Origin of the sequence: Brevibacterium sp. LS14 (assembly GCF_012027885.1) — a bacterium.
GTDB classification, from domain to species: Bacteria; Actinomycetota; Actinomycetes; order Actinomycetales; family Brevibacteriaceae; genus Brevibacterium; species Brevibacterium casei.
Map to the genome: position 1 here is coordinate 1 of NZ_SJXG01000060.1, position 13,182 is coordinate 13,182.

The following is a 13,182-nucleotide window of genomic DNA, read 5'->3' on the forward strand; positions in this document are numbered from 1 at the left end:
GGTGGTTGTGGGAGAGTAAGTGACTGCCGCAATAATTGTTGGTGGGGGCACTCCTTTTCGAAGGGGTGCCCCCACTTTTTACATTCACCGGCAATGCGGTCGTTGGCCGTGGTTGACTTGTGTTCGTTGACCCTCGTTGATGCGTGGGTGGATGGCGGGGGACCTGGTGGGGTTCCCCTTTTCTGCATTCACGACCACTGCCGTGACCGTGGTTTTTCACGATATGGAATTGGACGCGGATCCGCGTGGCCATCCGTCGCTTCCCCCCTAACGTCCAACTCGTCGCAGAGATACTGCCGCACACCTCAACGGTGAGGAATCGAGAAGAGACGGACATGAGCAACCCGACCGGTCACAGCCGACCCGACGCACCCACATCCACCACCACGGCGAAAGTCGTGCCCACGATGGCCATCCTCGTGGCCTGGCTGCTCGTGGTCTCCGACGGCTACGACCTCATCGTCTTCGGCACCGTCCAGACCTCGCTCATCGAAACCACCGGGTGGGGACTGACGAACGCGTCGATCGGGACGCTGGGCTCCCTGGCATTCGTCGGAATGATGATCGGCGCTCTTGCCGGCGGCCGCCTCGGCGACCGCTTCGGCCAGAAGCGCACCGTCATCGTCTGCACGATCCTCTTCACCTGCCTCAACGCCCTCTGTGGAGCCGTCGACAGCCCCATCCTCTTCGGCATCCTCCGCTTCCTCGCCGGAGTCGGTCTCGGCGGACTGCTGCCGAGCTCGAACGCGCTCGTCGCCGGCCTCGTCGCACCCCGGTGGCGCGCCACAGTCGCGACGATCATGATGTCCGGCGTGCCCGTCGGCGGCGTCCTCGCAGCCCTCACCGGCCTCATCGTCATCCCCACCCTCGGCTGGCGCTGGATGTTCTTCCTCACCCTCGTCTCCCTGCTCATCATCCCCTTCGCCCTGAAGTACCTGCCAACACGCGGGCAGGAGGAAGGACGCCTCGAATCCGCACGCAAGGAGACGAGCACCCTCTTCACAGGCGGCTACGCCATGATCTCCGTCCTCTTCGCCGTCTCCGCCCTCGCCGTGCTCTTCGTATGGTTCGGGCTCGGCACCTGGCTTCCCCGTCTCCTCGAAACCCAGGGCTACGACCTCGGATCCGCGCTCACCTTCACTCTCTCGCTCAACCTCGGCGCGGTCATCGGGTCGATTCTCACCGCCTGGGCCGGCACGCGCTTCGGAGCCCTCGCCGCCGCTTCGGTGGCCACAGCCCTGACCGGGATCGCCATGGTCATCATGATCTCCGACCAACTGCCCACCCTCGTCACCTACCTGCTGCTCGTCGTCGCCGGCATCGGCACCCACGGGTCGCTCTGCCTCATCATCGGCGCGATCAACAACACCTACCCTGCGGCGATCCGCGGAACCGCCCTCGGATGGGCACTCGGGGTGGGCCGCCTCGGCGCGGTGCTCGCCCCGCAGACCGGAGGTCTGCTCATCGGCACTGCCGCCGGTGTCGCCGCGGTGTACTCGGCCTTCGCCGGGGGAGCGCTTTTCGCCGCCTGTGTCATGGTCATCCTCATCGTCGTCATCCGCCGAGCCGCGCTGCCCACCGTCGCCGCGAACGCCGATGACCGGACCTCCGCCGCACCCGCCACATCCCAGCCCTGAGGCGACGACGCCCCACGATCCGCACCATCACCAGCAAGGAGCAGAGAACACCATGAAGAAGATCGCCCTCGAAGAACACTTCGGCGCCTCCGACCCGAACATCGTCGAGCAGTCCGCCGAGCACTTCACCCCCGACGCGTGGCCGGCCCGGCGAGCAGCGCTGCTCGACATCCACGAGGCCCGCCTGCAGCAGATGGACGACCTCGAGATCGAGAAGGTCATCCTCTCCCTCCTCGCGCCGGGAATCCAGTCGCTCCACGATCGGGCTCACGCCGTCGACTGGGCGCACCGCCTCAACGACTACGCCGCCGACCAGGTCGCGGTGAACCCCGCCCGCTTCGCCTCCTTCGCCGCTCTCCCCATGCAGGACCCGGATGCTGCCACGGAGGAGCTGCGACGATCGGTGAAGGAACTCGGTCTCCTCGGGGCGCTCATCAACGGCTTCTCCCAGGTCGATGACGAGAACACGGTCGTCTACCTCGACGACCCACGCTACGAGGACTTCTGGGCCACCGTCGCCGAACTCGACGTTCCCGTCTACCTCCACCCCCGCGATCCGCTCGTCTCGAAGAGCCCCCAGTACGACGGGCATCCCTGGCTCTACGGGTCCTCGTGGCCGTTCTCCGTCGAGACCGGCACGCACGCGCTGCGGCTCATGGGCTCCGGCCTCTTCGACCGGCACCCGGGGGTGAGGGTGATCCTCGGCCACCTCGGCGAACTGCTGCCCTTCAACATCTGGCGCACCGATCACCGTCTCGCAGTGGCACCGCGCGGACTCGACGTCGAGCACTCGTTCGGCCACTACCTGCGGACGAATTTCTACCTCACCACGAGCGGCAATTTCCGCACTCCCGCACTGCTCAACGCGATCCAGGAGGTTGGCGCCGACCGGATCATGTTCTCCGCCGACTACCCGTTCGAGTCGATGGAGGAGCCGGCACGGTGGTTCGACGCGGTCGAGCTCAATGACCGGGACAAGGAGAAGATCGCCTCGGGCAACGCGGCACGACTGTTCGGTCTGGAGTCGGGCAGCGGTGCCGACGGCACCTCGCCGACCGCCCCCATCCGCACCGTCACCGAGGCTGCGGCTCGGTCCGAGTCCCAGCCTGAGTCCCGGCCTGCGACTGAGCCTGCGCCTGCGGGGCCCGCTCCACGATCTCCGCAGCGCATCGGAGGATAGCCTCCCGCGTCGCCGAGGCTGAGAGTGTGGCCGCCCTGACCGTCGGGGCGGCCACACTCAGTGCGACGGGTGCGACCGCCTCGGCGCCCCGCAGTGCGATCCCGAACGCATCGACGCCGCGTTCGGTCAGCCCGGACACCTGGGCGAAGCCGTCGCGACGGATGCGCTCCATGGTCCGCTGGAAGTCCGCAGCCGTCGGGAAGTGCTCGGTCACCGGGGACGAACGCCCCGACTGCTGAAGGTAGAAGACCCGGATGAGCCACTCATCGGGCATCTGCGCCAGCAGCGCGAGACCGCCCGAGGTCGTCGCCGCCGGCAGGACGGCGTTTTCCCGACTGCCCACGCGGGGTTCAAGGCTGCCCGGGCTCGAGACGAGGACACGAACCGTGCTGCCCGTGCGCACCATGAGGTGGCAGGTCTCGCCGACCTCCTCCGCGAGGCGATCCATCCGCGGCCGAGCACTCTCCTGCAGTGCGTCGAGATCATCGGAGACCGGCAACGGAGCCGTGACCGCCGGCCCGACCGTATACCGACGGTCATCGAGTTGGGTCGCGAAGTCCCGGTAGACGAGCATCTGCAGGATGCGATGGCACGTCGACGGCGACAGGGACGTGCGCGCACTGATCTCCTGCAGGTGCAGCGGCACGGAGTCCCGGAGGATCTTCTGGATGATCAGCGCACGATCGATCGATTGGATGAACGTGCTCGGCACCGCCCGCAGGTCGAGGTTCTCCATCATCGTCCAGTTCCCATCAGACGTCGGATTCGTGGGGTGGTCACTCGCCGAGGTGGTGCATCGCCGAGGTGGTGACATGGCTGAGCGGCAGCAGCTCGGTGAGCTGCTGCCGCGGCCGCGGTCGTGGACGCCTCCTCAGCGACGGGCCTTCTCAGCGGGCCGGGTCGAGGACGAAGTCGTAGACGGTGATCTCGCCTTCCTCGTCCGGGTTCGGCTGGGGATCGAGCATGAGCTCGGGCTTGACCGCCGAGGCGATGTCGTCCTCGTTGTGCGGATCGCCGGGGAAGTAGAGCTGCGAGGTGATGAGCTGATGCTCCGGCGCATGGACCTTGAAGTGCATGTGCGCGGGACGCCACGCATGCCATCCGGCCGCCTCGATGAGCTGGCCGCACGCTCCCTCGGTGGGGATCTGGTAGGGCGCAGGCCGAATCGTGTGGATCTCATACCGACCCTCGTCGTCGGCGACGAAGGTCCCGCGCAGATTCCATTCGGGCAGCCCCGGCGCGAACTGCGAGTAGAAGCCGAGATTGTCGGCATGCCAGAGCTCGAGCTTCGCCCCAGGCAGGGGAGCGCCGTCGGTCGACGTCACCTGGCCCTTGAAGACGAACGGTGTGCCCGGTTCGTCCGGGCGCATCGGGATGGTCCCGTTCCATGGCAGCTCCGGTGAGCCCTCGAGGTAGTACGGGCCCTCGATCGTGCCCTTCGATCCTTCGCGGTCCTGGTTGGCGACCTCCTCGACTGAGTGCTCGAGCCACACGTCGAGGAACAGCGGCCATTCGCCGTCCTCGCCGACCTTGATCAGCCACGCCTTGAACGCGTTGTACTCCTCATAGGTCACCTGCTCCTCGAGGACGAGGTCGTTGAGCGCCTTGACCGCCTTCCCGGCGAGCAGAGCGACCCGCTCATGGTCGACGACTCCGCCGGCCGCCTTGGCCTGACGCTCCTGGAACCGCGCCGAGGCGTTCGCCCCGGAATCCGCGGCCCTGGCGGTGACCTCTTCGGTGAAACTGTTCTCAGACATTGCTGTTCCTCTTCTGTGACGAGCCGGCTCTGCCGGCGGTTCGGGTGGTGAGTGCGTGTTCGGGTGGTGGGATCGTGGTCAGATGTGGGAGGGATGCGTGGCCAGCGGCGTGACGCTGATCCGCATGTGCGGGAAGAGCGGCAGCCCGGCAAGGAGGCCGTGGAGTTCGTCGTGATCGGCGACGTCGAAGACCGAGTAGTTCGCGTACTCGCCGACGATCCGCCAGATCTCCTTCCACCTGCCGTCGCGCTGCAGGTCCTGCGAATAGGCCTTCTCCCGGGCGAGCAGCTCGGCTCTCTCTTCCGGGCTCTGACCCTCAGGCAGGGTCACATCCATCCTCACGAGGTAGAGCATCGTCGCCTCCAATTGCGGTTCGTCGTCGGTCGGTGGTCGGGGGTTGGGTCGGTGGTCATCGGTCGGGGTCGCGGTCGGTGGTCGTCGGCTCGGATGCCAGTCGGCGCAGCTGCCGGGTCAGTCGAGGCGGTAGCGGGCGAGCTTGTCCTCATCGACCGCAGTCCCGACGCCGGGCACAGTCGGTGCCGGGAGGCGACCGTCGACGATCGTCAGCGGCTCGCCGATGAGGTCATCGCCCATGTCGAGGAAGTTCGACAGCTCCGCCGGATACCGCGAGGAGTGCTCGAACGCCGCCCCGAACGTCACCGTCGCCGCACTGCCCAGCTGCGTGTCGATCTGATTGCCCATGAGCACGTCGATGCCGAGCGCCTCGGCGAATCCGAGGATCTTCGCCGACTCCGTGAACCCGGTCCGCGCCGTCTTGATCGACAGCGCGCTTGCCCCTCCCGTGTGGATCTCCCGTGCCGCCTGGCCGAGGGTGGACGCCGATTCGTCGGCGACGATCGGTATCGGTGAGGCGGAGACGAGAGACCTGCGGGCGAGCACCTCGGCGGCGTCATCGGGTTCCTCGAAGAACCGCAGGTCGAGGTCGGCGGTGGCCTCGAGGACGCGGCGGGCCTCGCTCGCCGTCCACCCGCGGTTCGCGTCGAGGTAGAGGAGCACCTCGGGTCCGAGGGCCTCGCGCAGGGCGATCGCGACCTCGACGTCGAGGGAGATCGGACGGCGGCCGACCTTGATCTTGAATGCCCGCACCCCGTACGACTCGACACAGGCGAGGGCTTCGTCGACGACCGCCTCGGCGGGGGAGAAGCCGAGCATATGGGAGACCTCGAGGGACGGGGCGAACCCGCCGAGGAGGCGGTGGACCGGGGTCTCGAGGGCCTGGCCGATGAGGTCCCACAGGGCGATGTCGATGCCGCCCTTCGCTGTCTGGTTGCCGACGGTGCGGTGGAGGCGGGCGTGGATGAGCGCACGGTCGAGGGGATCGGCGCCGAGCAGCGCCTCGGTGAAGACACCCCCGATGATCGCTGTCACGGAGTCGGTAGTCTCCCCGTACGTGTAGGGGCGAGGCGGGATGTCGGCGGTGCCGACGAGCCCGTCGTCGGTGCGCAGGCGCACGAGCACGTGCTCGATGTGGTCGACCTCGCCGCTGGCGAAGCGCAGGGGTTTGCGCATGGGGATCCGGTAGGGGATCGTCTCGACGGCGGTGATGCGCATCAGGCGCTCGCCTCCTCGGCGGAGGCCGGGTCGTCGATGACGTCGGCGACCACCTCGGCGATGATGTCGGACATCCGGGCGATGGCGGCGGTGTCTTCGTCCTTGCGCCAGGCCAGGGCGAGTTCGGTGCGCGGGGCGTCACTGAGCTCGCGGAAGAGGACCCCGGGCAGGCCGAGGGCGGTGGCGGTGCGCGGGATGACGGCGGCACCGAGTCCGGCGGCGACGAGCGACATCAGGGTCGAGGTCTCCGAGGCGCGCACCGTGTACTCGGGGTGGGCGGAGTGCGCTGAGAGGTGCCGCTGGGTCGCGGCCGCCATGACCGAGTTCTCGGGGTAGCCGACGAGGGCGTGCGCTCCCACCTCGGCGGCGGGGACGGTCTCATGGTCGGCCAGTGGGGAGTCGGAGGGGACGGCGAGGACACAGGATTCAAAGCCGAGCGAAGCGTAGGTCAGCCCCGGGATCCGCGAGTTCGACCGCAGGAGTGCGATGTCGATCGTGTGGTCGAGGAGCCGGGTGATGAGGCGCGGGGTGATCATCTCACCGCTGACGGTCAGCCGCAGTGCCGGTGCCGCCGAGGCGGTCCGCCGGACGACCTGCGGCATGATCCCGTACGTCGTCGACCCGGTGAAGCCGAGCCGCAGCGGACCCTGGAGACCGTCGCCGATGAGCCGGACCTCGGTGCCGAGGGCTTCGAGGTCGGCGAGGACGCGGCGGGCCTCGTCGAGGAGGTGCTTGCCCGCCTCCGTCAGTGAGACCGAGCGCGTCGTCCGGTTGAGGAGAGCGGTGTCGAGCTGGCGTTCGAGCTTCCTGATCTGCTGCGAGAGGTAGGGCTGGGCGAGGTTGAGCCGCTCCGCGGCCCGGCCGAAGTGGCGTTCCTCGGCGACGGTGGCGAAGTACTGCAGCTGGCGGGTCTCGATCATCATGGGACAACGCTCATCGGTGCGATCGTCATCGGTCTCCCTCTCCGTCGAGGCTGCGCTGTCGGGCCGTGTCAGCCGGTGCTGTCAGTAGTCACAGTAGGCCCGATCACGGATGACTTAAAGAGCCGATTGCGTCTCGATTGAGACGCTGACGTTATCAATCTCGGGGCACGTGAGCGGCGCGCAGTGCGTGTTCCCGGAGCACTTACACCGCCTGCGATCATTGCAGTCGGGCGGCGATCCTTCAGGGTGCTGCGGGGTGCGCTGAGCCCGTGATCTGGGCATTCTCGGCGGTCGTGGTGGGCGCTTGGCATTCCGTGGCCGCAATCGGCGTTGTTGTCATATCTGCGAACTTCGATAGCGTGGTGAGCACACATCAATGGAAGGTACAGCACATGCTCAACCGTCTGCACGATGCTCTCAGGCTGAGGACGAACCCAGTCATCTTCTTCTCCTCAGCCGCTGTGATCATTCTCTTCGTCCTCGGAACGATCCTCTTCACCGACGCCCTCGACACCGGGGTCTCCGCCGCCTCCGACTGGCTGCTGCGCAACCTCGGATGGTTCTACATCCTCGGCGTCACCGTCTTCCTCGTCTTCCTCATCTACATCGCCGCCTCCCGTTACGGACGGGCGAAGCTGGGACCCGACGACGAACCGCCCGAGCATTCCAACGGTGCGTGGTTCGCGATGCTCTTCGCCGCGGGCATCGGGTCGATCCTCATGTTCTGGGGTGTCGCGGAACCGGTCAGCCACCTCGGCGATCCGCCCCGGGCGAGCACCGGGATCGAACCGGGCACGGTCGAGGCCGCGGCGGACGCGATGAACTTCACGTACTACCACTTCACCCTGCACACATGGACGATCTTCACGCTGCCGGCGCTGTGCTTCGCGTACTTCATCCACAAGCGCAACCTGCCGCCGCGGGTGAGTTCGATCTTCCAGCCCATCCTCGGTGAGAGGATCCACGGGCCGATCGGGAAGACGATCGACGTCGTCGCGATCATCGGCACCGTCTTCGGCGTCGCCGTCTCGATCGGACTGGGCACCCTGCAGATCAACGGGGGACTCGCGCAGCTCTTCGGGATCCCGGAGAACGCGCTGTGGCAGCTCATCATCATCGGCGTCGTCTGCGGACTGGCGACGATCTCGGTCTCGCTCGGTCTCGACAAGGGCATCAAGGTGCTCTCGAACATCAACATCGTCGTCGCCGTGCTGCTCCTCGTCTTCATCATCGTGGTCGGGCCGACGCTGTTCATGGCGCGCGGGATCTTCGAGTCCCTCGGCACCTATATCCAGCAGCTGCCGCAGCTGGCGCTGTGGAACGACACGTTCGCCGACACCGGGTGGCAGAGCAGCTGGACGGTCTTCTACTGGGCGTGGACGATCACGTGGTCGCCGTTCGTCGGCATCTTCATCGCCCGCATCTCGCGCGGACGGACGATCCGGCAGTTCGTCATCGGCGTCCTCGCGATCCCCTCGGCATTCTCGATCATCTGGTTCGGCGTCTTCGGCTACGCATCGTTCGACATCGAGTTCAACAAGGGCGGCGGTCTCGTCGATCGAGTCGTCAATCAGGGCGACATTCCGGGTGCGCTCTTCGCCTTCCTCGAGAACTACCCGCTGGCCGGTCCGATCTCGGTCATCGCGATCATGCTCGTCGTCATCTTCTTCGTCACCTCCGTCGACTCGGCGGCGCTCGTCGTCGACACGATGAACAACGGGCACGAGGACTTCAACCCCTTGGCGCAGCGGATCTTCTGGGCGCTTGCCATCGCCGTCGTCACCGCGACCCTTCTCGTGTTCTCCGGGACGGGTGGCCTCGAGGCGTTGCAGTCGACGATCATCCTCGTCGGGCTGCCGTTCTTCGTCATCGCCTACTTCCAGATCTACGCGCTCATGCGCGCGCTGCGCGAAGACGCGGGCGAACCGCCGCGGGTGCGCATGCGCCGGTGGAAGAAGGTGCTCCCGCCGGAGGAGGCCGAGCGGAGGGCCGATGACGACGACGCGTTCAACGACGAGTACGACGCCTCGGAGGAGACCGTCGTCGCCCCTGAGGCCGACGAGCCTGCGCCGGAGTTCCGCGACCCCTACGTCGACGCACCGAAGGCGAAGCCGAAGCGGCAGAGCACGCTCGCCAGTCGCACCGGCAGCAAGGCCCGGCCCCAGCGGGAGTAGGGGGCGCCTCCGGCGGGGGAGGTTGCGCCGGGCAGCGGGGCGGCAGGCCAGCCGCGCCGTTGTGAGTCACTTTCCGCCGAGATGGTCGGGTTTCGAACCGACCGATCGGGCGAAAAGTGAATCGTTCGCGCAAGAGGGCCGGTCGCGCACCGAATGTGGTGTGCGACCGGCCCTCCGCTGTGGTCAGTGCCCGTCAGCACCCTGCCGGATCGCCGGGTCGCGTCACGCAAACCAGACCCCCGGCCGGCGTCACGCGCCTCAGACCATCGACATCACTGCCCGTTCTTGATCATCTCCGCGCACTTCTCGCCCATCATCATCACCGTGATGTTGGGGTTGACCGTGGTGATCTCCGGCATCGCCGAGGCGTCGACGACGCGCAGACGGTTCACGCCCTTGACGCGCAACTGCGGATCGAGCGGAGCCGAGTCGTCGTCGGGAGCGCCCATCTTCGCCGTGCCCACCGGGTGGTAGACGGTGTTGTGGGTACGGACGATGTAGTCCTCGAGCTCCTCGTCGGTCTGGGCGTCGTTGCCGGGGAACAGTTCGCGGCCGGCCCACTCGGACATCGCATCCTGCGAGACGATCTCACGGGCCTTGCGGATGCCGGCGATCATCACGCGCATGTCGTGGCCCTCGGGATCCGTGAAGTAGCGCGGATCGACGAGCGGCTTGTCGCGGAAGTCGCACGAGCGCAGACGCACCGTGCCGCGCGAGCGAGCATGCGTGACGTTCGGAGTGAGGCAGAACGTGTTCTCGGAAGTCGGGTACCCCTGGCGCACAGTGTGCATGTCGAAGGGCACCGACCCGTAGTGCATCATGAGGTCGGGGCGGTCGAGGCCATCCTCGGTGGGGGAGAAGATGCCGATCTCCCACCACTGCGTCGAGTCCTCGACCATCGGCTTCTTCGCCTCCCACGAGATGACGCCCTCGGGGTGGTCCTGGAGGTTCTCCCCGACTCCGGGAGCGTCGACACGGGACTTGATCCCCACCTCGGCGAGGTGGTCCTTCGGTCCGATGCCCGAGAGCATGAGCAGCTGCGGGGTGTTGATCGCACCCGCGGAGACGATGACCTCCTTCTTCGCCTCGATGCGGTGCGTCTTGCCGAAGGCGTTGTTGACGACGAGGACGCCGGTGGCGTTGTTCTCGTCGTCGAACTCGATCTCCTTGGCCTGGGTGTCGGTGAGGATCGTGAGGTTCTCGCGGTCGAGGATCGGGTGGAGGTAGCTCACCGAGGAGGACGACCGGGTGCCGTCGTCCTTGCGGTTGACCTGGAAGAAGTTCGCACCGTTGATGACGGTCTCGCCCTCGTTGAACTGCACCGTGGGGATGCCCGCCTGCTCGCACGCCTCGAGGAGCGCGATGCCGCAGGGATCGACCGGAGGCACGTTCATCAGGCGCACCGGACCGTCATGGCCGTGGTGGTCGCCGGGGAGCTCGTTGTTCTCAAGCTTCTTGTACAGGCCGAAGGTGTCCTTCGAACCCCAGCCGGTCGCGCCGTACTTCGTCTCCCACTCGTCGAGATCCTCCTTGGGCGCCCAGAAGGCGATGCACGAGTTGTGGGAGGAGCAGCCGCCGAGGACCTTCGCCCGCGCATGGCGCATGAACGAGTTGCCGTGCTCCTGCTTCTCGATCGGGTAGTCCCAGTCGAACCCGGACTCGAGGAGTTCCATCCATCGGTTGAGGCGGAGGATGACGTCCTCGTCGACGTCGGTGGGGCCGGCCTCGAGGAGACCGACGGTGACGGTGGGATCCTCGCTCAGGCGAGCGGCGACGGCGGCTCCGGCCGATCCGCCTCCGACGACGACGTAGTCAAAGCTGTGGGTGGTGTCCACGGGAATCTCCTTCTTCGCTCTCGCTGCGATCATTCGCTCTCGGTGTGCACGGGGAACCAACCGGTCACGGCGGGTTCGAGGTTGTGGTAGATGTGCTTGGCCTCCTGGTACTCGGCCATGCCGGTGGGTCCGAGCTCACGGCCGAAGCCGGACTGCTTGAAGCCGCCCCATTCGGCCTGCGGCAGGTACGGGTGGAAGTCGTTGATCCAGATCGTGCCGTGGCGCAGCTTCGCCGCGACCTCCTGGCACTTGCCCGCGTCCTGGGTCCACACGGCGCCCGCGAGACCGTAGATCGTGTCATTGGCAGTCGCGACCGCCTCGTCGACGGTCGAGAACGTCTCGACGGTGACGACGGGACCGAAGGCCTCGTCGGAGACGACGGACATGCCGCGTTCGACGTTGTCGAGGACGGTCGGCAGGTAGTAGTAGCCGTTCTCGAGTTCGCCCTCGCCCCACTTGCCGCCGCAGCGCAGGCGCGCGCCCTCGGCGATGCCCTTCTCGACGTACTTCGTCACCTTGTCGCGGTGGGCGGCGGAGATGAGCGGACCGGTCTCGGCATCGGGATCGAAGGGCCCGCCGAGGCGGATCTGCGAGGCGCGCTCGACGAGCTTGTCGACGAACTCCTCGGCGATCGAGTCCTCGACGATGAGCCGGGCACCGGCCGAGCAGACCTGGCCGGAGTGGACGAACGCGCCGTTGAGGGCGTTGTCGAGGGCTGCGTCGAGGTCGGCGTCGGCGAAGACGACGTTGGGGTTCTTGCCGCCGAGTTCGAGGGCGACCTTCTTCACCGTCGCCGCGGCATTGGCCGCGAGCAGGCGACCGGTGACGAGCCCGCCGGTGAAGGAGACCATGTCGACGTCCTCGCTCGTCGACAGCGGGGCACCAGCGTCGGCACCGGCGCCGAGGATGAGGTTGCCGACTCCCGCGGGCAGCCCGAGCTCCTCCATGACCTGCATCGTCATGATCGCGGTGTGCGGGGTGAGCTCGGCGGGCTTGAGGACGAATGTGTTGCCGGCGGCCAGACACGGGGCGATCTTCCACGCGGCCTGGAGCAGCGGGTAGTTCCACGGCGTGATGAGCGCACACACGCCGACGGGTTCGTAGGAGATGCGGCTGACGACGGAGTCCGAGCCGGCGTCGACGATGCGTCCGGCATCGTTGGCGGCGAGCTTGCCGAAGTAGTCGAAGCAGTTGGCGATGTCGTCCATATCGATGCGCGACTCGACAATGCGCTTGCCGGTGTCGAGGGACTCGGCGACGGCGAACTCCTCCTTGCGCTCACGCAGCACCGCGGCGAAGCGGAGCAGGAAGTCACCGCGTTCGCTCGCGGGCCTGCTCGACCACACGCCGGAGTCGAAGGCGCGGCGCGCGGCGGCGATCGCGAGTTCGGTGTCGGCCGGACTCGCCTCGTCGACGACGGCGACGAGCGTGTCGTCGGCAGGGTTGTGGATCTCGCGGGTCCTGCCGTCCTGGGCAGAGACCCACTTGCCATCGATGAAGAGTGTGTTGGGCACGATGTCTCCTATTCCTGATGCGATCGTTCGAGTGCGGTCGTGCGGACAGCGATCATAGCCGCCATCGGGCTGAGCCGATGGCGGGGGCAGTCGACAGCGGGGTGCGCAGGTGCGGTCCGTCCGGTGAACCGTCACCGGGGTGGACAGCGATGCTCGCCGAGGCGGTCGTCGTGGGCGAGGGCGCCGAGGCGGGTGACCGGACGAGGCAGGCCTGCACACCCGACGAGTTCGCGAAGGCGGGGGTGATGCCGTCTGGTCTGACACGGAGGCGGCTTGATCCGACACAGCGGTGGCCGCGAGGATTCCGACGCAGGTGCAGTTTCACGACATCTGTCGTCTCTGCGGCCATGAGTACCCCACTGACTGCGTGCGAATGGGTGGTCGCCCCATGCTCGGGGCTCACTGATCGGTTCGCGACGAGTCTAACAGAGCACTTCCTGCGGACTCCGAGGTGGGATGCCCCGAATTCGCGGGGCTGCACGGCAAGATGACTGGTCCGACGTGTCCGCGCCCACAGGGAGTCTGAGGCGGTCGTGGACTAGAATGGGGCGGAATCATTGAAAAGTCTTTATAGGGAGAATCGTGGCCCA

Annotated in this window: 10 protein-coding genes; 3 read left to right on the plus strand and 7 right to left on the minus strand. The window is 67.0% G+C overall.

All coding sequences use genetic code 11. The features are described from left to right. Window positions 1-335: 335 nt before the first annotated feature. Together EZE58_RS14520 and EZE58_RS14525 are read left to right on the plus strand one after the other, a co-directional pair. Entirely contained in the window at window positions 336-1,637 is a 1,302-nt protein-coding gene (locus tag EZE58_RS14520; protein WP_167560815.1) for an MFS transporter, read from the plus strand. A gap of 52 nt (window positions 1,638-1,689) precedes the next feature. After that, window positions 1,690-2,817: an amidohydrolase family protein gene (locus EZE58_RS14525; RefSeq protein WP_167560817.1), complete on the plus strand. Its 1,128-nt coding sequence runs from the start codon at window positions 1,690-1,692 to the stop codon at window positions 2,815-2,817. Here EZE58_RS14525 and EZE58_RS14530 read toward each other — a convergent pair. The 5 genes from EZE58_RS14530 to EZE58_RS14550 all read right to left on the minus strand — a co-directional run bounded on the left by EZE58_RS14530 (window position 2,711) and on the right by EZE58_RS14550 (window position 7,069). Continuing rightward, complete coding sequence (locus EZE58_RS14530; RefSeq protein ID WP_167560819.1) at window positions 2,711-3,556, minus strand: IclR family transcriptional regulator C-terminal domain-containing protein; 846 nt, start codon at window positions 3,554-3,556, stop codon at window positions 2,711-2,713. The genes EZE58_RS14525 and EZE58_RS14530 overlap by 107 nt on opposite strands. Window positions 3,557-3,704: 148 nt before the next feature. After that, window positions 3,705-4,574, minus strand: coding sequence for a catechol 1,2-dioxygenase (gene catA / locus EZE58_RS14535; RefSeq protein ID WP_009380047.1), 870 nt, complete (start codon window positions 4,572-4,574; stop codon window positions 3,705-3,707). A gap of 78 nt (window positions 4,575-4,652) precedes the next feature. Then, window positions 4,653-4,928 (minus strand): muconolactone Delta-isomerase, encoded by a 276-nt coding sequence (catC, locus tag EZE58_RS14540; protein WP_009380045.1) that lies wholly within the window; start codon window positions 4,926-4,928, stop codon window positions 4,653-4,655. 117 nt (window positions 4,929-5,045) lie between these two features. Next, window positions 5,046-6,146 carry an enolase C-terminal domain-like protein gene (locus tag EZE58_RS14545; RefSeq protein WP_167560821.1) on the minus strand — a complete coding sequence of 367 codons (1,101 nt, stop codon included), beginning with the start codon at window positions 6,144-6,146 and terminating at the stop codon, window positions 5,046-5,048. Further along, entirely contained in the window at window positions 6,146-7,069 is a 924-nt protein-coding gene (locus tag EZE58_RS14550; RefSeq protein ID WP_167560823.1) for a LysR substrate-binding domain-containing protein, read from the minus strand. Before EZE58_RS14550 ends, EZE58_RS14545 begins: the two co-directional genes overlap by 1 nt. Window positions 7,070-7,461: 392 nt before the next feature. On the opposite strand from EZE58_RS14550, the gene EZE58_RS14555 reads away from it, so the two are divergent. Then, window positions 7,462-9,243, plus strand: a complete 1,782-nt coding sequence (locus tag EZE58_RS14555) for a BCCT family transporter (protein ID WP_009380042.1) — start codon at window positions 7,462-7,464, stop codon at window positions 9,241-9,243. A gap of 272 nt (window positions 9,244-9,515) precedes the next feature. Here the strand turns inward: EZE58_RS14555 and EZE58_RS14560 are convergent, their stop codons facing one another. Together EZE58_RS14560 and EZE58_RS14565 are read right to left on the minus strand one after the other, a co-directional pair. Continuing rightward, window positions 9,516-11,078 carry a GMC family oxidoreductase N-terminal domain-containing protein gene (locus EZE58_RS14560; RefSeq protein WP_346773192.1) on the minus strand — a complete coding sequence of 521 codons (1,563 nt, stop codon included), beginning with the start codon at window positions 11,076-11,078 and terminating at the stop codon, window positions 9,516-9,518. A 29-nt stretch (window positions 11,079-11,107) separates the two neighbouring features. Beyond that, the gene (locus EZE58_RS14565) at window positions 11,108-12,592 is read right to left on the minus strand and encodes an aldehyde dehydrogenase family protein (RefSeq protein ID WP_009380034.1); all 1,485 of its coding nucleotides are present in this window, start codon (window positions 12,590-12,592) and stop codon (window positions 11,108-11,110) included. Between the last annotated feature and the right edge of the window lie 590 nt (window positions 12,593-13,182).

Excerpts from the sequence above, each read along its gene's own strand:
- EZE58_RS14520 (WP_167560815.1), top strand. The coding sequence starts at position 336 with ATGAGCAACCCGACCGGTCACAGCCGACCCGACGCACCCACATCCACC.
- catC (WP_009380045.1), bottom strand. The coding sequence starts at position 4,928 with ATGCTCTACCTCGTGAGGATGGATGTGACCCTGCCTGAGGGTCAGAGC.
- EZE58_RS14530 (WP_167560819.1), bottom strand. The coding sequence starts at position 3,556 with ATGATGGAGAACCTCGACCTGCGGGCGGTGCCGAGCACGTTCATCCAA.
- EZE58_RS14555 (WP_009380042.1), top strand. The coding sequence starts at position 7,462 with ATGCTCAACCGTCTGCACGATGCTCTCAGGCTGAGGACGAACCCAGTC.
- catA (WP_009380047.1), bottom strand. The coding sequence starts at position 4,574 with ATGTCTGAGAACAGTTTCACCGAAGAGGTCACCGCCAGGGCCGCGGAT.
- EZE58_RS14545 (WP_167560821.1), bottom strand. The coding sequence starts at position 6,146 with ATGCGCATCACCGCCGTCGAGACGATCCCCTACCGGATCCCCATGCGC.
- EZE58_RS14525 (WP_167560817.1), top strand. The coding sequence starts at position 1,690 with ATGAAGAAGATCGCCCTCGAAGAACACTTCGGCGCCTCCGACCCGAAC.
- EZE58_RS14550 (WP_167560823.1), bottom strand. The coding sequence starts at position 7,069 with ATGATGATCGAGACCCGCCAGCTGCAGTACTTCGCCACCGTCGCCGAG.